This is a genomic window from Rhizobium ecuadorense, assembly GCF_001187535.1.
Classification (GTDB): domain Bacteria; phylum Pseudomonadota; class Alphaproteobacteria; order Rhizobiales; family Rhizobiaceae; genus Rhizobium; species Rhizobium ecuadorense.
The window spans coordinates 120,231-145,087 of the sequence record NZ_LFIO01000958.1 but is presented as its reverse complement, the minus strand read 5'-3'; the positions used below and the strand labels follow the sequence as shown (position 1 = coordinate 145,087).

Annotated in this window: 25 protein-coding genes; 16 read left to right on the top strand and 9 right to left on the bottom strand. The window is 60.5% G+C overall.

From position 1 onward, the window contains the following. Window positions 1-14: 14 nt before the first annotated feature. Together AF337_RS42345 and AF337_RS17995 are read left to right on the top strand one after the other, a co-directional pair. Window positions 15-329: a hypothetical protein gene (locus AF337_RS42345; protein WP_152971118.1), complete on the top strand. Its 315-nt coding sequence runs from the start codon at window positions 15-17 to the stop codon at window positions 327-329. 145 nt (window positions 330-474) lie between these two features. Beyond that, complete coding sequence (locus tag AF337_RS17995; protein ID WP_190238016.1) at window positions 475-675, top strand: hypothetical protein; 201 nt, start codon at window positions 475-477, stop codon at window positions 673-675. A gap of 28 nt (window positions 676-703) precedes the next feature. Here the strand turns inward: AF337_RS17995 and AF337_RS17990 are convergent, their stop codons facing one another. The 6 genes from AF337_RS17990 to AF337_RS17965 all read right to left on the bottom strand — a co-directional run bounded on the left by AF337_RS17990 (window position 704) and on the right by AF337_RS17965 (window position 6,014). Continuing rightward, window positions 704-1,429 (bottom strand): SDR family oxidoreductase, encoded by a 726-nt coding sequence (locus AF337_RS17990; RefSeq protein ID WP_049733147.1) that lies wholly within the window; start codon window positions 1,427-1,429, stop codon window positions 704-706. 12 nt (window positions 1,430-1,441) lie between these two features. Then, window positions 1,442-2,503 (bottom strand): ABC transporter ATP-binding protein, encoded by a 1,062-nt coding sequence (locus AF337_RS17985; RefSeq protein ID WP_049733146.1) that lies wholly within the window; start codon window positions 2,501-2,503, stop codon window positions 1,442-1,444. 52 nt (window positions 2,504-2,555) lie between these two features. Then, on the bottom strand, window positions 2,556-2,762 hold the full coding sequence (locus AF337_RS17980; protein WP_049733145.1) for a DUF2160 family membrane protein: 207 nt from the start codon (window positions 2,760-2,762) through the stop codon (window positions 2,556-2,558). A 4-nt stretch (window positions 2,763-2,766) separates the two neighbouring features. Further along, complete coding sequence (locus AF337_RS17975; protein ID WP_049733144.1) at window positions 2,767-3,603, bottom strand: carbohydrate ABC transporter permease; 837 nt, start codon at window positions 3,601-3,603, stop codon at window positions 2,767-2,769. A 4-nt stretch (window positions 3,604-3,607) separates the two neighbouring features. Continuing rightward, window positions 3,608-4,483, bottom strand: coding sequence for a carbohydrate ABC transporter permease (locus tag AF337_RS17970; protein WP_049733143.1), 876 nt, complete (start codon window positions 4,481-4,483; stop codon window positions 3,608-3,610). 97 nt (window positions 4,484-4,580) lie between these two features. Beyond that, window positions 4,581-6,014: an extracellular solute-binding protein gene (locus AF337_RS17965; protein ID WP_049733142.1), complete on the bottom strand. Its 1,434-nt coding sequence runs from the start codon at window positions 6,012-6,014 to the stop codon at window positions 4,581-4,583. Window positions 6,015-6,308: 294 nt separating this feature from the next. Between AF337_RS17965 and AF337_RS17960 the strand changes: the two genes are divergently transcribed. The 12 genes from AF337_RS17960 to AF337_RS17905 all read left to right on the top strand — a co-directional run bounded on the left by AF337_RS17960 (window position 6,309) and on the right by AF337_RS17905 (window position 18,085). Then, window positions 6,309-7,193 (top strand): sugar phosphate isomerase/epimerase family protein, encoded by an 885-nt coding sequence (locus AF337_RS17960; RefSeq protein ID WP_049733141.1) that lies wholly within the window; start codon window positions 6,309-6,311, stop codon window positions 7,191-7,193. 61 nt (window positions 7,194-7,254) lie between these two features. After that, window positions 7,255-8,469: an ROK family transcriptional regulator gene (locus AF337_RS17955; RefSeq protein ID WP_049733140.1), complete on the top strand. Its 1,215-nt coding sequence runs from the start codon at window positions 7,255-7,257 to the stop codon at window positions 8,467-8,469. Between the two features lie 30 nt (window positions 8,470-8,499). Further along, window positions 8,500-9,477, top strand: coding sequence for a tagatose kinase (locus tag AF337_RS17950; RefSeq protein ID WP_049733139.1), 978 nt, complete (start codon window positions 8,500-8,502; stop codon window positions 9,475-9,477). Next, window positions 9,477-10,754, top strand: coding sequence for a D-tagatose-bisphosphate aldolase, class II, non-catalytic subunit (locus tag AF337_RS17945; RefSeq protein WP_049733138.1), 1,278 nt, complete (start codon window positions 9,477-9,479; stop codon window positions 10,752-10,754). The genes AF337_RS17950 and AF337_RS17945 overlap by 1 nt, the downstream gene beginning before the upstream one ends. Window positions 10,755-10,785: 31 nt before the next feature. Further along, window positions 10,786-11,511 carry an SDR family oxidoreductase gene (locus tag AF337_RS17940; protein ID WP_049733137.1) on the top strand — a complete coding sequence of 242 codons (726 nt, stop codon included), beginning with the start codon at window positions 10,786-10,788 and terminating at the stop codon, window positions 11,509-11,511. Window positions 11,512-11,522: 11 nt separating this feature from the next. Next, window positions 11,523-12,296 carry an SDR family NAD(P)-dependent oxidoreductase gene (locus tag AF337_RS17935; protein WP_049733136.1) on the top strand — a complete coding sequence of 258 codons (774 nt, stop codon included), beginning with the start codon at window positions 11,523-11,525 and terminating at the stop codon, window positions 12,294-12,296. A gap of 105 nt (window positions 12,297-12,401) precedes the next feature. Beyond that, on the top strand, window positions 12,402-13,226 hold the full coding sequence (locus AF337_RS17930; protein ID WP_049733135.1) for a class I fructose-bisphosphate aldolase: 825 nt from the start codon (window positions 12,402-12,404) through the stop codon (window positions 13,224-13,226). Between the two features lie 23 nt (window positions 13,227-13,249). Further along, window positions 13,250-14,404 carry a Gfo/Idh/MocA family protein gene (locus tag AF337_RS17925; RefSeq protein ID WP_049733134.1) on the top strand — a complete coding sequence of 385 codons (1,155 nt, stop codon included), beginning with the start codon at window positions 13,250-13,252 and terminating at the stop codon, window positions 14,402-14,404. Beyond that, window positions 14,404-15,075 carry a D-lyxose/D-mannose family sugar isomerase gene (locus tag AF337_RS17920; RefSeq protein WP_049733133.1) on the top strand — a complete coding sequence of 224 codons (672 nt, stop codon included), beginning with the start codon at window positions 14,404-14,406 and terminating at the stop codon, window positions 15,073-15,075. Before AF337_RS17925 ends, AF337_RS17920 begins: the two co-directional genes overlap by 1 nt. Then, the gene (locus AF337_RS17915; protein WP_049733132.1) at window positions 15,075-16,127 is read left to right on the top strand and encodes a carbohydrate kinase family protein; all 1,053 of its coding nucleotides are present in this window, start codon (window positions 15,075-15,077) and stop codon (window positions 16,125-16,127) included. The genes AF337_RS17920 and AF337_RS17915 overlap by 1 nt, the downstream gene beginning before the upstream one ends. A gap of 102 nt (window positions 16,128-16,229) precedes the next feature. Then, window positions 16,230-17,018 carry an L-iditol 2-dehydrogenase gene (locus AF337_RS17910; RefSeq protein ID WP_049733131.1) on the top strand — a complete coding sequence of 263 codons (789 nt, stop codon included), beginning with the start codon at window positions 16,230-16,232 and terminating at the stop codon, window positions 17,016-17,018. Window positions 17,019-17,074: 56 nt separating this feature from the next. Beyond that, a complete protein-coding gene (locus AF337_RS17905; RefSeq protein WP_049733130.1) occupies window positions 17,075-18,085 on the top strand; it encodes a zinc-dependent alcohol dehydrogenase family protein in 1,011 nt (336 codons plus the stop codon). On the opposite strand, the gene AF337_RS17900 is transcribed toward AF337_RS17905, so the two are convergent. Further along, window positions 18,082-19,116, bottom strand: a complete 1,035-nt coding sequence (locus tag AF337_RS17900) for a LacI family DNA-binding transcriptional regulator (RefSeq protein WP_049733162.1) — start codon at window positions 19,114-19,116, stop codon at window positions 18,082-18,084. The two genes, AF337_RS17905 and AF337_RS17900, sit on opposite strands and share 4 nt — an antisense overlap. A gap of 153 nt (window positions 19,117-19,269) precedes the next feature. On the opposite strand from AF337_RS17900, the gene AF337_RS17895 reads away from it, so the two are divergent. After that, window positions 19,270-19,920, top strand: a complete 651-nt coding sequence (locus AF337_RS17895) for an esterase/lipase family protein (protein ID WP_049733129.1) — start codon at window positions 19,270-19,272, stop codon at window positions 19,918-19,920. A 53-nt stretch (window positions 19,921-19,973) separates the two neighbouring features. Here the strand turns inward: AF337_RS17895 and AF337_RS17890 are convergent, their stop codons facing one another. Further along, window positions 19,974-21,818, bottom strand: a complete 1,845-nt coding sequence (locus tag AF337_RS17890) for an acyltransferase family protein (protein ID WP_049733128.1) — start codon at window positions 21,816-21,818, stop codon at window positions 19,974-19,976. A 401-nt stretch (window positions 21,819-22,219) separates the two neighbouring features. Here AF337_RS17890 and AF337_RS17885 point away from each other — a divergent pair, with 401 nt between their 5' ends. Further along, the gene (locus AF337_RS17885) at window positions 22,220-23,365 is read left to right on the top strand and encodes a right-handed parallel beta-helix repeat-containing protein (protein WP_049733127.1); all 1,146 of its coding nucleotides are present in this window, start codon (window positions 22,220-22,222) and stop codon (window positions 23,363-23,365) included. A gap of 101 nt (window positions 23,366-23,466) precedes the next feature. Here the strand turns inward: AF337_RS17885 and AF337_RS17880 are convergent, their stop codons facing one another. Continuing rightward, window positions 23,467-24,801 carry an O-antigen ligase family protein gene (locus AF337_RS17880; protein ID WP_049733126.1) on the bottom strand — a complete coding sequence of 445 codons (1,335 nt, stop codon included), beginning with the start codon at window positions 24,799-24,801 and terminating at the stop codon, window positions 23,467-23,469. Window positions 24,802-24,857 lie beyond the last annotated feature (56 nt).

Here is a 24,857-nt window from a genome sequence, read left to right as displayed (position 1 = left end):
GCGCTCCGGCCTGGATGATCGACAACCCGATTGCGTCGACCGCTCGCATGCCAATAACCAGCAGGCTGCTCGAGATCATGCATTTACCTCAGTCGTTGGAAGCAAGCCCGTCCGGCTGCCCCTCGAGAGCAGCATCAGGACGTCGTGCATTTATGGGCATCGGGGAAAGCGCCACAATTCATTCGTGGCGTGACGAGTTCGGCAGCGGCGCCGAAGCTCAGCGCATCGAGACATTGCTCGAAGGACTGGAGCCATTAAGGCGTGGCGAGAAGTTAACAAAGGATGCCGACGTCGAAGCGCCGCCGAAGTTGCCTGCGCGATTCGGATAAACTTCGCAAAACGGATCAGACGGTTGCGCTGGCGGCCGCGCGGCGTGTCAGCCCTCGGGTGTTCGTTTCAGCTGGTCTTCATATCTTGAAACCCAGGTCGGAACCGCGAGTCCGGCCGTCCGTTACTCCTAAAGGAATGGAGGACATGGACATGCGCAAGAAAAAAGCCATCGTCGAGGCGGCGCTCGAGTCCGAGTACGAGCGCCACCCGCTGGGGATTATGAATACCGAGCAAGCACTGGAGCTTGAGGATTCCGACGGTCTTGTGTTCAGTCATCCTGACAAAGAGGCCGGGGTGACGGATCATTTCGTCGATCAGGATCAGTTGCGCCGGTTGGTGCAGTAGATCCGGAAAAGACGCAGCGCTGCCGGCCTCACGCAATCATATAACCGCCGTCCACCGGCATCGATATCCCGTTCACCATCGCCGCCTGATCGGAGAGCAGGAAAAGCACGACCTCGGCGATATCTTCCGGCTCGGCGAACCGGCCGACCGGAATGCGCTGTTTCATCCCGGCCGCCTTTTCGGGATCGCTCCATGCCTTCACCGCCATTGGCGTCAGCGTCACCGTCGGGTGGACGCCGTTTGCGCGGATGCTGTGCGGCCCAAGCTCCTTTGCCATGACCCGCGTCAAACCGTCCAATCCACCCTTCGAGGCACAATAGGCAGCGTGGTCGGGGATGCCGATGAAGGAGGCGACCGACGAGACGTTGACGATGGCGCCCTTGCGGCCCTCCTTGATCAGGAAACGGGCATATTCCTGCGCCACGATCATCGGCGCACGGGTGTTGACCGCGACAAGACGATCGAACGCTTCGACTGTCGTATCCAGGAACGGCTGCAATTCGGTGGTGCCGGCGCAGTTGACGAGGAAATCCGCGGGCAAAGCGGCGATCGCCGCCTTCCTCGTCGCCTCGGCGTCGGCGAGATCGACCTGGATGGCGCGGCAGCCCGGTTCCACTCGCAGCGCGTCGACGTCGGCGGCACTGCGGGTCAGAGCGACGACCTGCGCACCCCGTTCGACGAGCATGCGCGCAATTTCGCGTCCGATGCCTTTGCCGGCGCCGGTCACGATGACCGTCTTTCCATTAAAATCCATGGTCGCCTCCCCTTACAGTCTCTGGCCCGTTTCGCGATCGAAGATATGCGCACGCCGGGGATCGATGTGGAAGTACATCGTCCGTCCGGGCGCCACCTCGATGCGCTCGCGGATCAGCGCGTCGATCGGCACGCCTCCCGTGCGGCCGAAGATCAATGTCTCGGAGCCGGTGGGCTCGAACACCGATACCTCCACAGGAACGCCGTCCTCGCCGATCGTGATGTGCTCCGGCCGGATGCCGTAGGTGACGGCCCGTCCGTCATCCGCATTGGTGTTTTCAATGGGAAGGGCGACGCCCTGGTCGGTGACGACGACTTTCCTGCCGTCGCGTGGCGCAACGCGACCCTGAAGGAAGTTCATCGATGGGCTGCCGATGAAGCCGGCGACGAAGAGGTTAACCGGGAAGTCGTAAAGATCGAGCGGCTTGCCGATCTGCTCGACCCTGCCGTCGCGCATCACCACGATCTTGCTCGCCATCGTCATCGCCTCGATCTGATCGTGGGTGACGTAGACGGTGGTGGTCTTCAGCCGCTGGTGAAGCTCCTTGATTTCGACACGCATGGTGACGCGAAGTTTGGCGTCCAGATTGGACAGCGGCTCGTCGAACAGGAAGACCTGCGGATCGCGGACGATGGCGCGGCCCATCGCCACGCGTTGACGCTGCCCGCCCGACAATTGCTTCGGATAGCGGTCGAGATAGCGCGTCAGGTCGAGGATCTCGGCCGCTCTGCCGACCTTTTCGTCGATCTCCGCCTTGGGGCGCCGGGCCATCTTCAGCGGAAAGCCCATGTTCTCGGCCACCGTCTTATGGGGGTAGAGCGCGTAGCTCTGGAAGACCATCGCGATGTCGCGCTCCTTCGGCGGAGCGTTGGTGACGACACGGCCGCCGATCCGAATGTCCCCGCCGCTGACGGTCTCGAGACCGGCAATCATCCGCAGCAGGGTGGATTTGCCGCATCCGGAGGGACCGACCAGCACGACGAATTCGCCGTCGTCGATGTCGACGCTGACGCCATGCATCACCTGAAGCGCGCCATATCTCTTGGTGACGTCGCTAACCTGTACATTTGCCAATGTCGTTCCTCCCTAAAACAGCGCGGCTTGTGTGTTGACGGAAGCCATCGGCTCATCCCTTCCAGACGATATAGGTGCCGAAAACCGCCGAGATTGCCGCCGCGCACCATACGGAAAGCCCGTACGGCTCGATGAACCGCATCCAGAACAGCGAGAGCGCGACCCAGATCACCACCGAGATGAAGAGCCGGTCGAACCAGTTCGTTTCGATCGGCAGAAATCCCGGCTTGCGTGGGTTGTTTTCTGATGGAGAGATCATGGCTTCACCCTTTCACCGCACCGAAAGTCAGGCCGGCCACGATGTGGCGCTGCACCACCGAAAAGACGATGAGCGCCGGAACCAATGTCAGCATCGAAATCGCGGCCATGATCCCCCAGGCCGTGCCCGTGGTCGTCACATATTCCGACAGGCCGGTGGTCAGGGTCCGCGCATTGAAGTTGGTGAGCGTCGCGGCCAGCAGATATTCGTTCCACGCAAATACCCAGGTCAGGATCAGCGTCACCGCAAGCCCTGGCCGTGCCAGGGGAAAGATGATGTCATAGAGGACGGTCCATGGGCTTGCGCCATCCATATAGGCGGCTTCGTCCAACTCCTTCGGAATTCCTTCGACGGTCGGGCGTAGCGTCCAGATGGCGAAAGGAAGGTTGAAGGAACAGTAGACAAGGATCATGCCCAGCCGGGAATCGGCGAGCGAGAAGTCGCCGATTTTGTAGACCTGCGTCAGCAGCAGGAAAAGCGGCAGCAGGAAGACCGCCGGAGGCGCCATGCGGTTGGTGATCGTCCAGAAGAAGATGCTTTCCTTGCCGGCGAGGTCGAAGCGCGTCAGCGCGTAGCAGGCAAAAAAGCCGAGCGTCGTGACGAGCAGCGCATTGCCCGACGAAATGATCATCGAGTTGAGCATGTATCGGCGCAAGGTCGGATTGGTCAGCACATCCTGGTAGTTCTTCCAGAAGAAGCTGCGGAGAACGACGTCGGGCGTCGAGAACAGGTCGAAGGGCTGTTTCACCGATATGACGAACAGCCAGTAGATCGGGAAAAGCGTCGCGAGGCTGATCAGGATCCACAGCACGACCGGCAGCCAGGGGTTCTGCGTCTTCATCGCGTCAGCCTCTCTTCACACGGGGCGCAATCAGGCCGACATAGAGCAGCCAGCAGACGACGATGGTGAGGTAAAGGACGATGACCGAGATCGCCGAACCGTAGCCGTAGTTCGTCTTGGGGAAGACTTCCCTGAAAATATGGACGCCGATGTAGCGGGTCGATGAACCCGGGCCGCCGCCGGTCAGCATCAGGACCTCGTCGACGGTGCGCAGCGCATCCATCAGCCGGATGAACACCGTGGCGATGAGCGCCGGGCGGATCAGCGGAAGCGTGATGTGCCAGAAGATCTGACGCTTGCCCGCGCCATCGATCTGCGCCTGCTCGAACGGATCCGGCGGCAGCGAGACCAGGGCGGCGATCAGCGAAAGGGTGACGAGTGGCGTCCAGTGCCAGATGTCCATGATCACCGTGACGGTGAAGGCTGCGGCAGCACTCTGGCCGATATTCAGATCGTAGCCGAACCAGCTCCTGAGAAGATAGGGAATGATGCCGATCGACGGTGTGGTCATCAGCTTCCACACGGAGCCGACGATGATCGGCGCCATGATCAGCGGCAGGGTGTGGATGGTGCGAAACACCGCTTTCCCTGGAAAATCCTTGAGCAGCGCCTGGGCGAGGACATAGCCGAGGACCAGCTCCGACACGACCGCGAAGAAGACGAATGCCAGGGTGATGCCGAGCGAGGCCAGGAACTGCGCGTCGAAGACGAGCCGCCGATAGTTGTCGGACCAGTTGAAGACCATGCCCGGATTGGCCGCGAACGGGTTCCATGCATGGAACGAGACCCAGAGGACGTAGATGAACGGAAAGATCCCGAACAGCCCGAGGATCACTATGGTCGGTGACAGCAACAGCCACCCGAGCTTCTGCGAATGCATCGCCTATCCCCCATTGAACCTGATGTCGACGTCCGCCCCACGCAGGAAGCGAAAGATGACGGGTCGTAGGACACGACCCGTCAGTCGGGGAGGATGTTTATTTGCGATAGCCGAGCGATGTCAGTTCTTCTTCGGCCTTGGCCGCCATCTGGTCGAGGCCTTCATCGGGGGCGATCTTGCCGGTCAGGATGTCGTAGAAGATCGGAGCGGTCGCTTCACGCACCTGCGCATGGAAGGGGTAGGGAGGAGCGCCGGCGAAGAGTTTGCCCTCGTCCTTCAGCATCGTGTAGAAGCCGCCGAGCTTGGTGTCCATCTCCTTCACCTTGGGATCGTCGAACGTTGCCTTGTTGGTGATGCGCGGCGCGGCGATGGCCCAGTCGGGCTGCACCTCGTTCTGGCCGATGAATTCGAGAAACAGCAGCGACGCTTCCTTGTTCTTCGACGTGACCGGCACGCCGAAGGCGCCGCCATCGTAGTAGCCGATATAGCCCTTTCCGGCTTTCGCATCGTCCAGCACGCCCGGCTCGAGCGGCGGCAGTGCGAACCCGACCTGTCCCACAACCTTCGACTGCGCGGCATCGCTTGCAATCCACGCGGCATTCTCACCGTAGATCAGCCCCTGAGCGACGCGGCCGGCCGCGAAGGTTGTTGCCGTCTCCGTCCAGGTCGACTGCGTCGATTCCGGCGGAGCGATGTCGCGCAGGTGCAGCCAGTATTTCAACGCGGCCTTCGCCTTGTCGCCGTTCATCGTGCCGCCGTGTTCGACCGTCGCCGCATAATTGTTCTTGGCGTCGATGCCCCAATTATAGACGCCGAACGTCGGCACGATGGATTCGAAGAATTCGTACCAGGACGCCGGATGGCCCGTATGGGCCTGAGCGGTCGTACCCCAGAGCTCCAGGCCGTTGTCCTTGCCGTATTTGGTGAAGAACTCGGCGATCTCAGTGTATTCCTCGTGGGTGGTCGCCGGCTTCAGGTCCTTGCCGGCCTCCTTTTTGAAGGCCTCCTTGATCTTCGGATCGTCGAAGAGATCCTTGCGATAGAGATATGTCTTCAGGAAAGCTTCCATCGGCGTGCCGAAGAGATCGCCGTTGGCATCCTTGAAGTAGTCGGCGAAGCTGGTGAAGTTCGTATCGTCGTAGGTCGGCGCCTTCAGATCCGGCTGGTCCTTCAGCGTCTTGGTGATGTCAACGAGGAAATTCCTGGCGAGATAGGAATAGATGATGTCCTGCTCGATATAGACCATGTCGTAGATGCCGGTCTTGGCTTCCATGTCCTTGATGGCCTTGTCGTACATCTGATCCCAGGATGTCGTCTCGATTTCGACCTTGATGCCGGTCTTCTTTTCGAATTCCGGCGCGAGCACGTTCTTGATGTAGTTCGATGGCGGGGTGCTTTCGGTGACGCCGTGCAGCGTCACGCCCTTGTATTTAGCCCCGGCGTCAGACCAGAAATCAGCCCGGGCCGGCGAAGCAGTCGTGGCGAGGCCGAGCGTCAGCGCAAGCGCGCTAGCCTTCAAAGCATAGTGCATTTCCAATCCTCCCAGATAGCAGCGAGATTATTTCGCCGGTGCTTGTGTAGGCCAAAAAAGCCAACAGCGCAATATTTGTTGTCTAAACATGCAAATCTATCGTCTATCCCATTGAATTTTGCGAGAACTAATCTCGTCAAAGGGAGTGGTAGCAATGGTAGTCGAGTTAAAATGCTGCAATGCAAGGAAAGTTTGCGAGGCAGCAAAAAGCCGTTCCAAAAATTATTTGTTGTGTTACCAAACTAAATGACATAGCACTGTCCATAATCACGGGAGTATCGCGGAGGAAAACCTATGCGTCGATTGGGTATCCATTCATTTGTATGGACAGGCGGCCAAACGCAGGAAGGGCTGGAGATGGCCCTCAACAAGACCGCCGAACACGGATATCGCACCATCGAATTTGCCTATCTGCGCCCCGAGAAATTCAATCTCGATCGGCTGGCAAGGCTGGCCCAGTCTCTGGATGTGGAAATCGGCGTGACCATGGGTCTGCCGCTCGACAAGGACGTATCGAGCGAGGACGCTGCAGCGGTGAACGCGGGAAGGCAGACGCTGGCCGATGCCGTTCGTGCGGTCCGCGATATCGGCGGCAACAAGCTCGGCGGGATTCTTTATTCCGCGCACACCAAGTACAATCGTCAGCCGACGAAGAAGGGCTGGGACAACAGCGTCGCCGCGATCGCCGCGACCGGCGAGGTCGCCAGGCAGGCGAATGTCGATCTCGTGCTGGAGGTGGTCAACCGGTTCGAGACGAACCTGCTGAACACCACGGCCCAGGGGCTCAAGTTCATCTCCGAGACGGGATCGGCGCATGTTCGTCTCCATCTCGATACGTTCCACATGAATATCGAAGAAGCCAATCCGGCCGCCGCCATCCGTCTTGCCGGCGACAAGATCGGTTACTTCCACATCGGCGAAAGCAATCGCGGCTATCTCGGCGACGGCGTCATCGACTTCGATCTGATCTTCGACGCCCTGCTCGACATCGGCTACGACAGAGACATTGTGTTCGAAAGCTTCTCGACGACGGTCGTCGATGAAGGCCTGTCGCTCGCCTGCGCGATCTGGCGTGATACCTGGGAGGATAATGATCCGCTTGCCGCCCACGCAAAGCGCTACATCGAGCTGAAATATGACGAGGCCAAGCGTCGCCGCGCCACAAACGCGCGGCCCTGATTATCCTTCTGACAGCCTGTTCCAGTCGTGTAAGGGTGGGCGGCTTGAAGGGAATTGAAATATGAACGACACCGTCTCCATCGGAAGTTCGCCGCGCAGGATCCGGCAGAACAATATCGTCGCCGCCTTGCAGACGATCTACGCCCACCGAAGCCTCAGCCGAGCCGATCTCGCTCGCAAGCTCGGTATGAACCGCTCATCCTCGGGGGAGATCGTCGGCGAACTGACGGAAGGCGGGTTCGTCCGGGAGTCGGAGGAGAGCGGCAAGCCGCGCCTGGAACATTCCCGTGCCGGCCGTCCCGGCATCATGCTCGAACTGGTTCCCGACGCCGCCTTCTTCGTCGGCATCGAGATTGGCGTCGAGCATATATCGGCAGCCGTCGTCGATCTCTCCGCCGACGTTCGGGCATGTCGGAAAATGGCGTTCGACACGCCCTCTTCGACGGTGCAGGAGGCGGTGGCGCAGGGTATCGAGCTCATCATCGGCGCGATGGCGAAAAGCATGATCGAAAGGTGCAAGGGTCTCGGCATATCGACGCCGGCCCACATCCGGCCGGATGGATTCGTCACCCTGGCACCGCTCATCGGCTGGCGAGATGTGCCGTTGAAGGAGATCGGCCGATCCGCCTTCCCGGCCGCCGTCCCGATCGCGGTCGAAAACGACGCCAACGCCTTTGCGATCGGCGACAGCTATCGCCACGGTGCCGCAGGGGTGACCCTGTTCCTGCTAATGGAAACGGGCGTCGGCGGCGGCATCATGATCGATGGCAAGCTGTTTCGCGGCGGCCACGGCCTGGCGGGAGAAATCGGCCACACGCTGGTGCCGGGAAGCGGCGGCCAGAAGTTCGAGCAGCTGATCGGCCGCGAGGTGCTGATCAGGCAATATCGTGAGGCCGTCGGGCGCGAGGACGCCGATCTGCAGGACTTCCTTGGCGACGTTCGCGATCGTGTCCCGGCCGCGGTCAATATCGCCGAAACCTGGTCGCGCCATCTCGCCTATGCACTGCTGCAGGCCTGTCGCCTGCTCGACCCGGACAGGATCGTGCTGGGCGGCTCGGTGGCATCCCTCTATCCGATGGTGGCCGCCCGCGTGGCGGTCCACATGTCGGAAGGCCAGAACATCGCTTTCCCCACGCCGGAGATCGTCGTGGACGATGATGCGGAGTTCGGTTCCGCCTTCGGGGCCGCATGCATGCTGCACCAGCGCTTTCTGTCGCTTGAGAACGAGGAGTTCGGCAGCGAGGACGGTGCGCCGGTCCAATCGGCACTGAGTTAAAGACAACAGGGATCGAAAGCAGGATTGCACATGGCATCAATACTGGCTCCGGACGCGCTTGGTCCCACGGTTTGCGTCGGGGAGATCCTCGTCGAGATCGTCGCAACGACGGTTGGAGACGGATTCCGCGAAGCCCAGCCGCTGGTCGGTCCGTTTGCGAGCGGCGCGCCGGCGATCTTCATTTCGCAATGCGGACGGCTCGGCGGTCAGGCCGCGATGGTGGGCGCCGTCGGCGATGACGATTTCGGCCGGGTCAATACCGATCGCCTCAAACGCGACGGCGTCGATATCTCGGCGATCTCGATCGATCCCGACTATCCCTCGGGAAGCGCTTTCGTTCGCTACCGGAAGGATGGCTCCAGAGATTTCGTCTACAACATCGCCACCTCGGCAGCCGCGCGCTTCGGCTGGTCCCAAGTGGTCAGCGATCTGATCGATCGGAGCGGACATCTTCACGTGATGGGCTCCGCTCTGTCGGTCCCGAGTGCCCGCGCGGTGATCGACAAGGCGGTCGACATCGTCAAGGCGCGCGGGGGAACGCTTTCGGTCGATCCGAACATCCGCAAGGAATTGAAGCTCGACGAGGATACCGAGCGCCGCTTTGCCAGGCTTGTCGCCGCCGCCGATCTGCTTCTGCCGTCCGGAGAGGAGCTTGAGCGTGCCGCAGGTGTCGAAGGCGAAGCGGCAGCGATCCGCCGCCTGTTCGAGCTTGGCGTCAAGGAGATCGTGCTGAAGCGCGGAGCCGACGGCGCAACCTATTTCGCCCACCAGGGAGACCGCATCGACGCCCCGGCATTTCTAGTTCAGGAGGTCGATCCCACGGGCGCCGGCGACTGCTTCGGCGGCGCCTATCTCACCTGCCGGCGGCTCGGAATGTCTCCCCAGCAGGCGCTGACCTATGCGTCGGCCGCCGGCGCCCGCAACGTGATGGTGCTGGGCCCGATGGAAGGTGCCGGCACCCGCTCCGAACTCGATGCGTTTATCGCCGCAACGGAAAGGCGGTCGTGATGCGGGTGCATCTCAACGAACTGGCCGGGCTGAGGGTCGAAGGCCATCCCAGCGGCGTGACCTCGGTATGTTCAGCCCATCCGATCGTACTTCGCGCCGCGCTTCGGCACGGGCGGCAACAGCAAAGCACGGTGCTGATCGAGGCGACCTGCAACCAGGTCAATCACCTCGGCGGCTATACCGGGATGACGCCGAGCGATTTCGCGTCGCTCGTCATGACGATTGCGGCGGAGGAGGGGTGCCCCGAAGAATTCATCGTTCTCGGCGGCGACCATCTCGGCCCAAATCCGTGGCGCGACCGCCCGGTGCAAGAGGCCATGGCCGAAGCGGAGAAAATGGTTGCTGCCTATGTCGACGCTGGATTTCGCAAGATTCACCTCGATGCCTCGATGGGCTGCAAGGGCGAGCCGACGGCGCTCGACGACGAAACCACCGCCCATCGCGCCGCCCGGCTTGCCGCAGTCGCCGAGGCTTCGGCCTGGAAGTCCGGCGGCGCAATGCCGGTTTACGTCATCGGCACCGAAGTGCCGCCGCCGGGCGGGGCCGATCATGCCCTGACAACGATCGAACCGACGGCTGCCGCGGCGGCGCTGAAGACGATCGAAGTCCACCGCCGGATCTTCGCGGAGGCCGGACTCGGGCAAGCGTTTGGCCGGGCGATCGGCCTGGTCGTTCAGCCGGGTGTCGAGTTCGGCAATCACAACGTCATTTTTTACGACAGCAGCAAGATAGAGGCGCTGCAATCGGTGCTCGGCGAGGAGCCGCAATTCGTGTTCGAGGCCCACTCGACGGATTATCAGGGCACCGGGCCGTTGGCCGCGTTGGTGAAGGACGGGTTTCCGATTCTGAAAGTCGGTCCCGAACTGACCTTTGTCCTGCGCGAGGCCCTCTATGCGCTTGATGCGATCGCTTCGGACCTCCTGCCCGACTACGGCCAGCGTCCGCTCTATGCGGCGATGGAAGCGCTGATGCTCGATCAGCCGGGCAATTGGCGCCGCCACTACCACGGCACAGAGGCCGAGATGCGTTGGCTGCGGCATTACTCGCTCTCCGACCGCATCCGTTACTACTGGGCGTCGGCTGAAGCGCAAGACGCCGTCCGGCGCCTGTGCGAGGCCCTTCGCGGGCAATCCGTACCGCTGCCATTGCTTTGGCAGCATATGTCGGCCGCGCAGCATTTCGCAGACGCGCCGCTCGATCCGGAAGAGGTTCTGATCTGGAGAGTGACGAAGAGCCTCGCCGACTATCACGCCGCCTGCGGCGTCGGGAAGAATTGAGCAATCGGGATCAAGATAGGAGGAGAAAACGATGACGGAATTGAATGGGAAGATCGCGGCGGTCACCGGTGCGGCCTCAGGCATAGGATTGGCCTCGACCGAGGCAATGCTCGCCGCAGGCGCAACGGTCGTGCTGGTGGATCGGGATGAAAAGGCCCTTGAGGCTGTCTGCAGCCGGCTCGGCGAGCGCGCTATTCCGCTGGTGATCGACCTGCTCAATCCGAACGAGTGCGCGGGATTGCTCGAAGGCGTCCTGTCGAAGACGGGCAGACTCGATATCCTGCATGCCAATGCCGGCACCTATATCGGCGGCGACCTTGTTGAAACCAACCTCGACACGATCGATCGGATGCTCAATCTCAATGTGAATGTCGTCATAAAGAACGTTCACAATGTCATTCCGCACATGATCGAACGTGGCACCGGCGACATCGTCGTCACAAGCTCCGTCGCCGGGCATTCGGCAATCCCATGGGAGCCGGTTTATTCGTCGTCGAAATGGGCGATGACCTGCTTCGTCCAGACGATGCGGCGCCAGCTTCTGAAAAACGGCATTCGTGTCGGCTCGGTGTCTCCAGGGCCGGTGATCAGCGCTCTGCTCGCGGACTGGCCGGAGGAAAACCTTCGCAAGGCCAAGGAGGCTGGGGCTTTGATCGAGCCGAAGGAGGTCGCCGATGCGATCATCTTCATGCTGACCCGGCCGCGCAACGTCACCATCCGCGATATCGTGGTGCTTCCCAGCGCATTCGACATCTGAAGGAGCCTGATATGAGTTACCTGCAGAAATTTCGTCTCGACGGCGAGCGTGCGGTGGTCACCGGCGGAGGGCGCGCGATCGGGCTCTGCTGCACCGAGGCGCTGGCGGAGGCGGGTGCTGCCGTCGTCGTCATCGAACGCAGCGAGGCCGACGCCCGGCAAGCGCTGGCGCTGCGCGACAAGGGCTACGACGTCGAGGTCCGGCTGGGCGACGTCACCGACGCAGCCCGTATGGAGGCGATTGCCGCCGAGCTTGCCGACGCCGGCCGGCCGGCGACGATCCTCGTCAACAATGCCGGGATTGGCCAGAGCGGCATCCCGGCGGAGGATCTCGGCGACGCCGATTGGCTGCGCATGATGGACGTCAATCTCAACGGCGTCTTCTGGTGCTCGCGCGCTTTCGGCCGTCACATGGTCTCGATGAAACACGGCACCATCGTCAATCTAGGTTCGATGTCGGGGCACATCTGCAACCGGCCGCAACCGCAGACGGCCTACAACGTCTCGAAGGCGGCGGTCCACCACCTCACGCGCTCGCTGGCTGCCGAATGGGCGCAGCACGGCATCAGGGTAAACGCCGTTGCGCCCACCTACATCGAGACACCGATGGTGGTGGCCGTCGAAGCCAATCGCGAGCGGATTCCGCTCTGGCTCGCCGACACGCCGATGGGACGGATGGGAACGCCGGAGGAGGTTGCAAGCGCGGTCCTCTTCCTCGCATCGGGCGCCGCCAGCCTGATGACCGGAGCGATCGTCAATGTCGATGCAGGGTTCACCTGCTGGTAGTTCTTGGGGAATAATGAATATGGAAACGTTACCACATTTTCTTGACTCGTAATTCCGCGCCGTCTATTCGAATATGGAAACGTTACCACATCTGGGAGGAGCCTGATGAAATCCGCACGGTTGAACCGACTTTTCGGCGTGTCCGGAAATTGTTTTGACGTTGCCATCGATCACGGCATGTTCAATGAGCGGACCTTCCTCGCCGGCATCGAGAATATGAAGACCGCCATCGAGGTGATCGCCGAGGCTGGCCCGGATGCCATTCAGCTTCCGCCGGGCACCGCGCCCATTCTCCAGGCCATTCCCGGCAAACAACGCCCGGCCCTGGTGCTGCGCACCGACATCGCCAATATCTACGGCAATCCCCTGCCGTCTCGATTGTTTTCCGAAATGATCGACAGGGCGGTGGAACAGGGCGTTGCACTGGATGCCGCCTGCGTCGTCGTCAATCTTCTGATGCTGCCGGACCAGCCGGACGTCTATCGGGCCTGCGTGCGCAACGTGAACAGCCTGAAGCGCCAATGCGAGATCTATGGCATGCCGCTGATGGTCGAGCCGCTCGTCATGCAGGACAATTCCAAGGGCGCCTATATGGTCGATGGTGCGATCGACAAGATCCTGCCGCTCGTGCGCCAGGCGGCCGAACTCGGGGCCGACATCATCAAGGCCGACCCATGCGACAATGTCGAGGAATATCACCGCGTGGTCGAGATCGCCCAGGGCCTGCCGGTGCTGGTGCGCGGCGGCGGCCGCGTTTCCGATCAGGAAATCCTGTCCCGCACCAAGCAGTTGATGGAGCAGGGCGCCCGTGGCATCGTCTATGGCCGCAACGTCATCCAGCATCACAATCCCGGCGGCATGACGCGGGCCTTGATGGCGATCGTCCATGACAAGGCTTCCGTCGAGCAGGCCTCTCTGCATATTGGCTGACGCGCGTCTGGGAGGGACATGTCATGACGAAAACATTCCGCTTCGGCGTCATCGGCTGCGGTCTGATGGGGCGCGAGTTCGCCAGTGCTGCGGCGCGCTGGCTGCATCTGGCCGATGTGAAGGCGCGGCCGGAAATTGTCGCCGTCTGCGATACCAACGCGACGCTGCTCGACTGGTTCAGGGATCATGTGCCGACCGTTCGCCAGTTCACCGCCGACTATAAGGAGCTTCTGGCCAATCCCGAGGTCGATGCGGTCTATTGCGCCGTCCCGCATGTGCTGCATCAGCAATTTTACATCGATATCCTCAAGGCCGGAAAACATCTTCTCGGCGAAAAGCCCTTCGGCATGGACGCCGCTCAGAACCGGGCGATCATGGCGGCTCTCGCCGAGCACCCCGAACTCCTGGTCCGCTGCTCGTCGGAAATGCCGTTCTTTCCCGGCGCCCAGAAGGTTATCGCGCTGGCGAAAAGCGGCGACATGGGCGAGATCCTCGAGGTCGAGGCGGGTTTCCTGCACTCTTCGGACATCGACCGGCAAAAGCCGATCAACTGGAAGCGCATGGCCGAGATCAACGGCGACTATGGCTGCATGGGCGATCTCGGCATGCATGTGCTGCATGTGCCCCTGCGTCTCGGCTGGCGCCCGGCCACCCTGCATGCACAACTGGTCAAGAAAGTCACCGAACGTCTCGACGGCAAGGGCGGCATGCTGCCTTGCACCACCTGGGACAATGCCACGATCAGCAGCCGCGTACGCACCGGCGATCAGGATTTCCCGATGGTGCTGAAGACCTGGCGCATCGCGCCCGGCGAATCCAACAGCTGGTACATCCGCGTTCTCGGCATGAAGAAAAGCGCATTCTTCAGCACGAAGTCGCCGCGTCAGTGGCAGTGGATGGATTATAATGGCGGCGCACAGGCTTGGAGCACCGAGGATCTCGGCTACGGCTCGCTGTTTCCCGCCATCACCGGCAAGATCTTCGAATTCGGTTTTGCCGACGCCATACAGCAGATGTGGGCGGCCTTCGTCGACGAGCTTGCCGGAGGCAATGCGAACGGCTTCGGCTGCGCGACGCCGGCGGAAGCGCAGGCGCATCATGCGGTGCTGACGGCAGCCCTCAAATCCGGTCGCGAGGACGTCGTGGTGCCGGTGGAGTATGCCGGGGCGGAGCGCTGATGCAGCGCTCGGAGATCAATGCCGCGTTGCAGCGGGCAAACGCGACCCTCGATCGTTGGCACTGGTCCCTGCCGGCTTGGGGCTATTGGACGGCGGCGGACTTTGCCACTCATCCCCAGGAATCGGCCTATCTGCGCGCCCATCAACTCGGGTGGGATGTCACCGATTTCGGCTCGAACCGATTTGCCGAGTGCGGCCTCGTGCTGTTTTGCCTGCGCAATGGCATCGTGGGTGTCGAGGGTGAACGGACCTATGCCGAAAAGCTGCTCTTCGTCGGGGAAGGGCAGGTCACGCCGACACACCGGCACGCGGCCAAGATGGAAGACATCATCAATCGCGCCGGCGGCGATCTCGTCATCGAATTCGCCGCAACCGATGCCGAGGGCAATGTGTCGAAGGATGATGTGACGGTTCCGGTCGACGGCCTGCCGCGCCGGCTCGCCGCATGGGAGCCGCTGGTCCTCGAGCCCGGCCGGAGCGTCACGATCCGCACCGGGCTTTACCACCGCTTCTACGGCAGGAAAGGCGGCGGACCTGTCCTTGTCGGCGAGGTCAGCCAGGTCAACGACGACAACAGCGATAACTTCTTTCTGGAGCCGATCGGCCGCTTTGCCGCGATCGAGGAAGACGAGCCGCCGCTCAGGCCCTTGTGGAACGAAGGAGGCCGTTGATGCGAACCGGGGAGGAGGTTCACCATCAGGGCGGTCTGAAGCAGGGCGGTATCGTTTGCGCCGGAAACTTCATTGTCGATCGCGTCCACACCCTGTCCTATTGGCCCGAACAGGGCAATCTCGCCCATATCCTGCATCAGGATCTCGGCGTCGGGGGTGGGGCTGCCAATGTCGTCACCGATCTCGCCTCGCTTGGATTTCCCGGAAAGCTGGCGGCGGCGGGATGCATTGGCGCCGATCCGGACGGAGAGATCGTCAAGGCCAGGCTTGCGGCGGCCGGCGTCGATATCGGCGGTCTCACCGCGCTTGCCGACCGGGTGACGGCGCATACGCATGTGATGAATGTGCCCGGTCAGAACCGGACCTTCTTCTATCATGGCGGCGCCAACGATGCTGTCACGGACAAACGCATCTCACCCGCGGCCTTCGCCGAGGCCGGCTATCGGCTGTTCTATCTCGGTTATCTCATGCTGTTGCCGGGTCTCGACCGAATAGGCCCCGACGGTCGGTCGGGAGCCTCGCGCCTGCTCGAAGCCGCGCGCTGCGCGGGGCTGACGACCTGCGTGGATTTCGTCTCGAGTGAAGACCCGGAATTTGCGGCCAAGGTCGGCGTCGCTCTGCCCTTCTGCGATTTCCTGATCATCAACGAAATGGAGGCCGGCCGGGCAACCGGCCTTGTCGTTCGCGATGCGAATGGAGATTTGATCGAGTCGGCGCTTTTGAAAGCCGGCGAGCGACTGCTGGCCGCAGGCGTCACCAGGGGAGCGGTCATCCACGCGCCGGAGATCTGCTTCTGGTTCGCGCCTGGCGCTGCCCCGATCATGACGCGTTCACGACCCGTCGATGCCGATGACATCGTCAGCACGGTCGGCGCCGGAGACGCCTTCTGTGCCGCCGTGCTTTACGGCCTGCATGAGAACTGGCCGGTCGAGCATATCTGCACCGTCGCCCATGCTGCGGCTGCGTATTGCCTGACGGGCGCGACGGCCACCGACGGCATTCCCGACATGTCTATCCTCCTCCGGGAGGCGAAGGAGACGAACCCCGCCTAGCCGATGCCAGGCAATCAAAAGGGAGGAGCAGATGAAGCTATTCACCATGGCAGCCGCGCACGGCGGCTTTGCCGGTTTGGATGCAGCTGGGGAGACAGCGCGATGACATCTACAGAAAATGCGCGGCTCTCCGGCAAGGTGGCATTGGTCACGGGCGGCGCCAGCGGCATCGGCAAGGCGGTCTGCCAACGCTTCGCCGCCGAAGGCGCCAGGGTCGTGGTCGCGGACCTCGACGGTGAGAAATGCGCGCGGGTGGCGGCGGCGATCGGTGCTCAAGCCTGGGGTGTGGCGCTCGATGTGACCAGCCAGGACAGCATCGAAGAGACCGTGCGTCTTTCCATAGCCGCCGCCGGCAAGATTGACATCCTGGTCAACGCCGCAGGCATCTACGAGGTCGAGTCTATCCTGGAAATATCCCGCGAGCGGACCGCCAAGGTGTTTCAGGTCAATATCGAAGGCTTGATCTTCATGACGCAGGCTGTCGCCCGGCACATGGTGGAGAGAGGGGCAGGTGGACGCATCATCAACTTCTCCTCCCAGGCAGGCCGCCGCGGCGAAGGACCGGCCGTGGCTTACTGCGCTTCCAAGGCGGCCGTCATCAGCATCACGCAAAGCTGCGCCCTGGAGCTGATCCGTTATGGCATCAACGTCAACGCCATCGCTCCCGGCGTCGTCGATACGCCGATGTGGGACATCGTCGATGCAAAACTCGGCAGCCGGGAAGGGTTGAAACCCGGCGACGTCAAGCGCCGCGTGGCCGCTGCCGTTCCCGCCGGACGATTTGGCGCCGCCGAGGAACAGGCCGCCATGGCCGCCTTCCTGGCCGGGCCGGATGCAGCATACATCGTGGCGCAGTGTTACAATGTCGACGGCGGCAATGTCATGAGCTGAGCGCTTCGCTTCATCGGCAGGAATAGGCAATCGAGCTTGAGGTCTGGAGGAGTGGAATGAGAGCTGTACGCTTGGAATCGATCGGGTCTTTGACCATGCGCAGCGTTGAGAAACCGGTTGCCGGGCGGGGCGAGCTGCTTGTCAGGGTTGCTGCCGCCGGCATCTGCGGCTCCGATCGCCACATGTACAAGGGCGAATATCCGACCGCGATCCCCGTCACGCTGGGCCACGAATTCTGCGGCATCGTCGAAGAGATCGGCGATGGCGTCACCCGCTTTGCCGGCGGCGAGCTGGTGACGGTCGACCCGAATATCGCCTGCGGCACCTGTCCGGCCTGCACGCAGGCGCGGCCGAATCTCTGCGAGAGCCTGACCGCCATCGGCGTGACGCGGGATGGCGGCTTTGCCGAATATGTGGCGGTGCCGCAGGCGCAGGCCTTCATCCTGCCGGCCGGCCTCGATCCCGTTCACGGCGCCTTCTCCGAACCGCTGGCCTGCTGCATCCACGCCATCGACAAGGCAGGGATCCGTCCGGGCGACAGCGTCGCGATCCTCGGCGGCGGTGTGATCGGCTTGCTGATGGTACAACTGGCCCGTCTGGCGGGGGCAGGCGAGATCATTTTGATCACGCGGCAGCAATCGAGACGCCAGGCCGCCCTGCGCCTGGGGGCGACGCACGCCTTCGACCCGAATTCTTCGGACACGGTCGCGTCCGTTCGAGAGGCCACCAAAGGCGGCGCGGATGTGGTCATCGAGTGCGCCGGCGTCAGCGACACGCTTCAAAGCGGTCTGAGGATGGCGCGGCGCGGTGGCACCTTCGTGCTTTTCGGGGTCACGCCTGCGGGTGTCGAGGTGCCGGTTCTGCCCTTCGATCTGCTGATCAACGAAGTCGATATCAGGCCCGCCTACCTCAACCCCTTCACCCATTCGCGCGCTGCGGCACTGGTCGCAAGCGGAGCATTGGAACTGGACGCATTGGTCACCAAAACCATCGGTCTCGAAGAGGTCGCCGATGTGGTCGGCAACGCGCCGTTGCCGGGCGAGATCAAGGTCATCGTCCGGCCCTAAAACGGGTTTTTTGCGCTGCGGACGGGACCGGTGGAGTCGCGCGCGATCAGCGTGACCGGCACTTTGACCACCGCAGCCTGTCGCAATCCGTCCCCCGTTTGCTGGTCCTCAATCAGCGCCTCCAGCAGCCGTGCTGCCTGCTGCCCGACATTGCGGATCGGCTGCGCGACCGTTGTCAGCCGTGGAAAGACATAGGCCGCTTCCGGCAGGTCGTCGAAGCCGACGACGGAATAATCGTTCGGAACGGAAAATCCGCGATCCTGGATCGCATGAATTGCGGCAATCGCGGAAATATCGGTGGTGCCGATGATCGCGGTGATATCGGGGCGAGACGCCAGCAATTCGCGCGCCAGCCGGTAGGTCTCCGCAAAGCTGTGCTCTTCCGCCATCGCCACGGCCGCAGGCGCGATGCCGTCTTTCGCCATTTCCGCCGTGATGCCCTCGAGCCGCAGCTGGATAGGCTGGCTGTGGGCCGGCGCCCCAACGATGGCGATCGCCCGGTGGCCGAGGCCGATCAGGTGGCGCGCCATCAGCCGTCCGCCTTCCTCGTGATCGGCCATGACAGCGTCGTCGGCGATGCCGCTCAGCTCGCGGTCGATGGCGATGATCGGAATGCCGGCGTCGCGCAGCACCCCGAAATGCTCGATGTTGCCGAAAGCGCTGGCGACGATGACGCCGTCGACGCGCTGGGCAAGCAGCATGGAAAGATAGCGCGCCTCGTGATCCATATTTTCCGCCGTGCTGCAGATCAGCGTCTGATAGCCGTGCTGAAACAATTCCTGTTCGATGGCGTGGGCGAGGATGCCGAAGAACGGCACGTCGATCGACGGCAGCATCAGCCCGATCATCCGGCTGGGTGCCCCGCGCAGCATGCGGGCGCCCTTGCTGGGTGTGTAGTTCAGTGTTCGGATCGCCGCCTCGACGCGGTCCCTGAGCTCAGGCGAGGCGTAACCGCTGTTGTTGAGCACCCGCGAGACCGAAGAGACCGACGTTCCTGCAAGTTTGGCGATATGTCTGATGCTGGTCGTCACGGGCCCCGCATTTCTTTCTTTGCTCAGCGCCAACCGAAAGACGCTGTAGCACTTTGAATGCTGCACAACTTATCCTTAAATCGATTCCGATTTAAGGAATTCCTACGCCACAACCAAGCTTTCGAATCTATGGCTATTCGGCATGGACGTCTGATGAACGACACGGTCATCCTTTTTCACGGCATTGCCCGGACGAAGAAAAGCATGGAGAAGCTCGCGGTCTTCCTGTCCGGCAACGGTTATCGCGTTGTGAATGTCGGTTACCCCTCCACCAGGTTTTCGATCAGCGATCTCGTCGATATCGTTCGGCCGCAGATCGACGCGGCCGCCAAGGAGGCAGGCGACGGCCGTGTGCATTTTGTCGGTTATTCGATGGGTGGGCTCATCATCCGCGCTTTTCTCACGAACGATCGCCCGTCCAACCTTGGCAGAGTGATCATGGTCGGAACGCCGAACAACGGCAGCGAGATTGCCGATTTCCTCAAGACATGGCCGCTCTACAGGAAGTTCTATGGACCGGCGGGGCAACAGCTGATTACCGATCAAACCGAAATGACCGAGCTGTTCGGCACGGTCGACTACGAACTTGGCATCATCGCAGGGAACCGCACGATCGACCCGGTCTCTTCCCTCATCATCGGCCTCAGGGTTCCGAATGACGGGAAGGTGTCGGTGGAGAGCACGCGTCTCGACGGCGCGGCGGCGCATATCGTCATTGCCGCCAACCACACTTTCCTGCCCGTCAACAAGACCATGTGGAAACAGGCCCTATCGTTTCTGCGGGATGGGCGGTTTATGGCCTGAACACAGACGGCCTCATCGAGACAGTTTCAAAACGCGCAATATCGGCTGGGACCTTACCGTTGAACGGTGAGGTCCTGCTTCACTTTTGAAATCAGCAGGCGGGAGCCGTCAGCGGTGAAGTGCCCGTAGTCGAATTGCACCGGGTCCCCGCTTTGTGTCCACACGACACAATCCGGGTTGCACATGGTCTTATAGGTGGAGATGTATGTTGCTCCGCTTCCGGCCAATGCGTCCCGAATGTCCACACCGATGTGCTGGCGAGGCGCCAAATGATCAGCGGCCTTAAATGGCTGCCTGTCGTAGAGACTGTGAGCGAGCAGCCGCGGCAAGGAAGATTTATACTCTGCCACCGGTCCGAAGACGACGATCTTTTTGGCAAAGGGTGATAGGTAGTCCACTGTCTTTCTGATGAGTTTGGCGTCATCTGCCGTCCAGCGTCCCGCCAATACGAGAACATCGACCTTATGGCTCGGCAAAAACTCGTTGAATACGTAGTTCATGAGTTCCAGGCAGCGCTCTTCGCCTTCGGCCTCAAGAGTAGGACGGCATCCTGATGCGTTCGCTTGAATGACGTTGATCCCGGGCAGCCCCTTCAAGCCGGGATATAGGTGGGCGGCGTGACTATCACCGATGAGCGCTATGTTCTGCTGAGTATTTGAGAGAGCCAGGCAGGCATCGCGATCGTATTTTTCGATGCCATCGTTTGAGGTGAGGAAGCATTTGCCGCTGCGGAAGGCTTTCGAGGGGTCGTAATCGGCAAATTCCGCCACGTGCTCGACGAGCTTGTTGTCGTCCTTCATTTGTTCGGCGGCGAGTTGCCCGACGAATGCCAGCATTGCTACTGAAGCAATCGAGGCAGCACCGGCGGCGACGGACACCAGAGGCCGGTATCGCATCGTTCGGAAGGGCGTTTCGATAAATCGCCACGAGAGATATGCGGCGACAAAACTCAAAGCGACCGGCACCAATTGCCAGCCATGCTCCCACGCCCCGTACTGGTTCGAAAACACCCAGATCGGCCAGTGCCACAGATAGAGGGAATACGAGATCGAGCCTATAGAGGTGGCGACCCTCAATGACAGAAGCCTGCTGACAAGCGTGCCTGGCCCCGCCCAGATGATCAGCGCCGTGCCTAATGTTGCGGGCAAGGCCATCAAGCCGGGAAACTCGGAGGTTTTTGACAACAAAAGGGCACTGAGGCCGATCGCCAAGGCGCCGATTGCCGAAAGCGCGCTGTTGATCCGCATATCGGCGAATTTCGTCAATGCCGGTGCTGCGATGAGAGAGCCTACCAGCAGTTCCCAGGCACGATATTGCACAAGATAGAAAGCTGCAGAGCGATCGATTGGAACAATGATGATGGAAGCAATGATGCTGATTGCGAAAAGTCCTGCGATGGCGATCCCGGTTGCTCTGCGCCCATACCGGCTCGCTGCCATGACGATCAGCGGAAAAATGACGTAGAACTGCTCTTCGACCGACAGCGACCATGTGTGCAGGACCGGATTGAATTCCGCGGAATCGTCGAAATATCCCGTCGTCAGATAGAAGTAGGCATTTGAAGCAAACAGCGCGGAAGAGGTAACTGATTTAAAGACCCGCAGGCTTTCGTCAGGCAGCATCGTAAAATACGAAACCGCCATCACAACAGCATACATGACCACGACAGCGGGAAGAATTCGTTTGGCTCGACGGCTATAGAAGTTGCCGATCGAAAATCGACCTTCGCTCGCTTCAGCGAGAATGATTTTCGTAATCAGATACCCCGATATCACGAAGAAAATGTCCACCCCGATAAATCCGCCGGGGAGAATGCGATCAAATCCACAGTGATAAAGAATCACAAAAATGACGGCTACGGCTCGCAGGCCGTCGATATCTTGACGATGCGTAATCATTTTCGGCCTCGGTGTTTGGCCTCCCGGAATTTCGTACCGTGAGACCGCTCAAGATGCAACCGCAGTCAGGGTAAAATGAAAACTACTCGCCTTAAAAGCGCTTTCGGCACAGATGTAATCACCCAGCGAGCGAGCGCAGGGGCGGCCTGACGGGCGATTAAAATTGGCTGCTGAAACGCAGCGGCGGCGTTGCCAGAACGCCATGCAGGAAAAATCGGGCGAACGTGTGACGAGCCCGGTACCGGCTGGCCGAACGTGACAATCGGGGCTGACGGTCTCTGTTGGTCTATTTGCATAGATTTCTCAGCAGCCGTTCAGGTTAAGATAATTTTCAGATATTCAAACATCCGCCACACCACCGCTGACTATTGTGGGCGGCAAGCGTATCGAAGGAAGATCTGATGCCCGCCATCTTGCGAAAGAAAATTCATGGAGCATCCACACGGGGGCAAGTCATCGACGGTGCTGAGGATATCGGCGTCGCCTATCAGGTGTTTTCCGATACGGTGGTCGAAGACGTGGTGGTCAAGAATTCTCCCCGCGGCTTCAAATTTCACAACGGCAAGAATCTTGTCGTCAGGCGCTGCGAAACAGAAAATGTGAACGGCGACGGCATTTACCTGACGATGACGTCGAATGTTTTGCTGGAGAACAACCGCGTCGGCGCAGCGCCCGGCCAGGGAGCGGATTGCTGCCAATTCGCCTACGAAAACAAAGATAGCTATATAAGTTCCAATGTGGTGGTCCGAGGCAACCTTTTTCTCCAGAGGCCGAGCAGCGCCTCGAACAAGGGGGCGCTGGTTTGCGGCAGGACCCGAAACTACCTGGTCGAATATAATTTCATCGGCGGGAAGAATTTTTCATTTTCATCGATCGGCGACGATGCGGTGGTGCGCAGCAACATCATGCGCGATGGCAGGATGAACGATTATTCCTTCGGCTACGGAGTCGGCGATCAAGTCAGCCATGCCGGCCACCATGTTTATGACAACAGGATCGAGAACAGCAATCGCGGCGTGAGTTTGAGCGGTTATTCGGATCAAAATCTGGCATTTCGCAAAGATATGAATATCCACGACAACGTCATCAGCGAATGTGAGATCGCTTTTTTCGCCAATCGACCATGGTCCGGAAGCTTTCGGCGCAACATATTCCTGCGGTGCAAGCAGGGCATCCTGCTCAAGGGAAACGGCGAGGCGACTGCAGGGGAAGTTGACGGCAACTATTTCAATGACGGCAGCTTTCTGAACGTCACGCCGCCGCCGCTTCGCGTCAAGCCCGACGGAAAGGCTTCCGTTTCCTCAGGCGAATGGACATCCGAGCCTGACGAAATCCGCATTCAGTGGCGTAACAAGGGGATCGATATACCGGGCGCCAACCGGCCTTCCATTACGGTCGAAGCCGGCATGGAATTGTCATGCGTCTTGCTGGCCCGCAAGGAGCAGAATTGGATGTTGGCGATCGCTGAGACTGCTTATGACGATTTCACGCCGCGTGCGTGGCAGGAAAACATGCTGCCTTGGCAGAAGCGCTATCTCTCGATTTGAACGGCTGCTCGCATGCCCATCCGGCGGCCGACGATCTTGACCGATGCGACAAGAACGACGGAATGAGGCGCTCTACCGCCAGACGTCGAACACACCTTCCCTCAAGGCTGGCGTTGATTCCGGTTTGTTCGCAACCTGGGACGCAGTTCCGAGAGTGCGATGACCATATGTGGCCAGCAAATGAAAGGTGCCAGCATCATGCCTGCCTCGGTCATGGCTCCAAGCATGATGAGGATGATGATAACAATCTCCTTTCGCCTGGCGCCGGATTCTGCCGGATCGGGGTCGACGATTGTCATCTTCCGGAACACGCGGGTCAGCGCAAACAACGTCCATGCGGTAACGCCTGGAATGCCGATATTGAGCGCTAGCTCAAGATAGGTGTTATGGGTCGATCGTGCATCGAAGGTAACCTTGACGTACTCTTCCATGACATCGGGCTGACGAAACATCGCAAACCCATAACCTGTTAGGGGCCTATCCCAGATCAATGGCAATAGCTGTTCCCAGATATTGGTGCGACCGGAGAAAGTAATATCTTTGCCGAATGCTTCTGCAACCGCTGAAGCCACGCCGAGGTAAACGAAGCTGGCGCCGAACCCGACGATCACGAACAACAGGAAAACGACGAAGGAACGAAAAAGACGGTTCGGGTAAATGTGAATAACGCGAATGCCATACAGCATCATGCTGCCGAACATCGTCAAGACGACAGCCGTCGAGGACTTCGTTGCCACAATCAAGGCGAGGAGACAAAGCATTGCAGCCCAGCGTACCAGGGTACTGTAACGAAGCCGGCCGAGTTTCTCCGTCGAGAGCAGGCAGACAAAACTGATCGAGGAAAACTGCCCCAACGTGTTCTTATGATAAAATGCGCCTTTGACCATGCCCGCATAGCTGCCGCGCATGATGGCGAATTGTGGGAAAGCTGCCGTGTAGAGAACGTTGATGAATGCGGCGGCAATCGCAAAACGCCCAAGGACTCGGAAGGCTTCGACATTGCCGTAGCGCGCGCGGTACAGAAGAGGCGGGACGGCGAGAACGATGACCGCAGCCAATCCCTTTAAGGATGCGGTCTTGTCGATGGAGAAGACGATCGATGTCAGGCAGGAAATGCCGACAACCACGATGAACGGCGAAAACCTTGAAAAGACCCGTAGGAACTGTTTCTGTTCCAACAGAAAATATAATCCTGACAAAGGGATAAGGCCGTAGAGCAATATTTTCATCGGCAGCGGGTCGACCGCGGCGCCGTCGTCGAAGTTTGCAGGCAAGCCGTACCACATGCCTGTCGCCCGCCACAGAGACGCGTAAAATGCTATCGTAAGGACCAGCTTTGCCAGCACATCGCGCCGGACGCGCCACCGAGGCACAGACTGCCGGTGGTAGCCCGCCGGATAGTGGTGTCTTGCCAAAGCTGCATTTTCTATCGTCATCAAAGGCTCATATAAATCAATCTGCAGAACCCCGGCTGTTCGCCGCGATCAAGGCG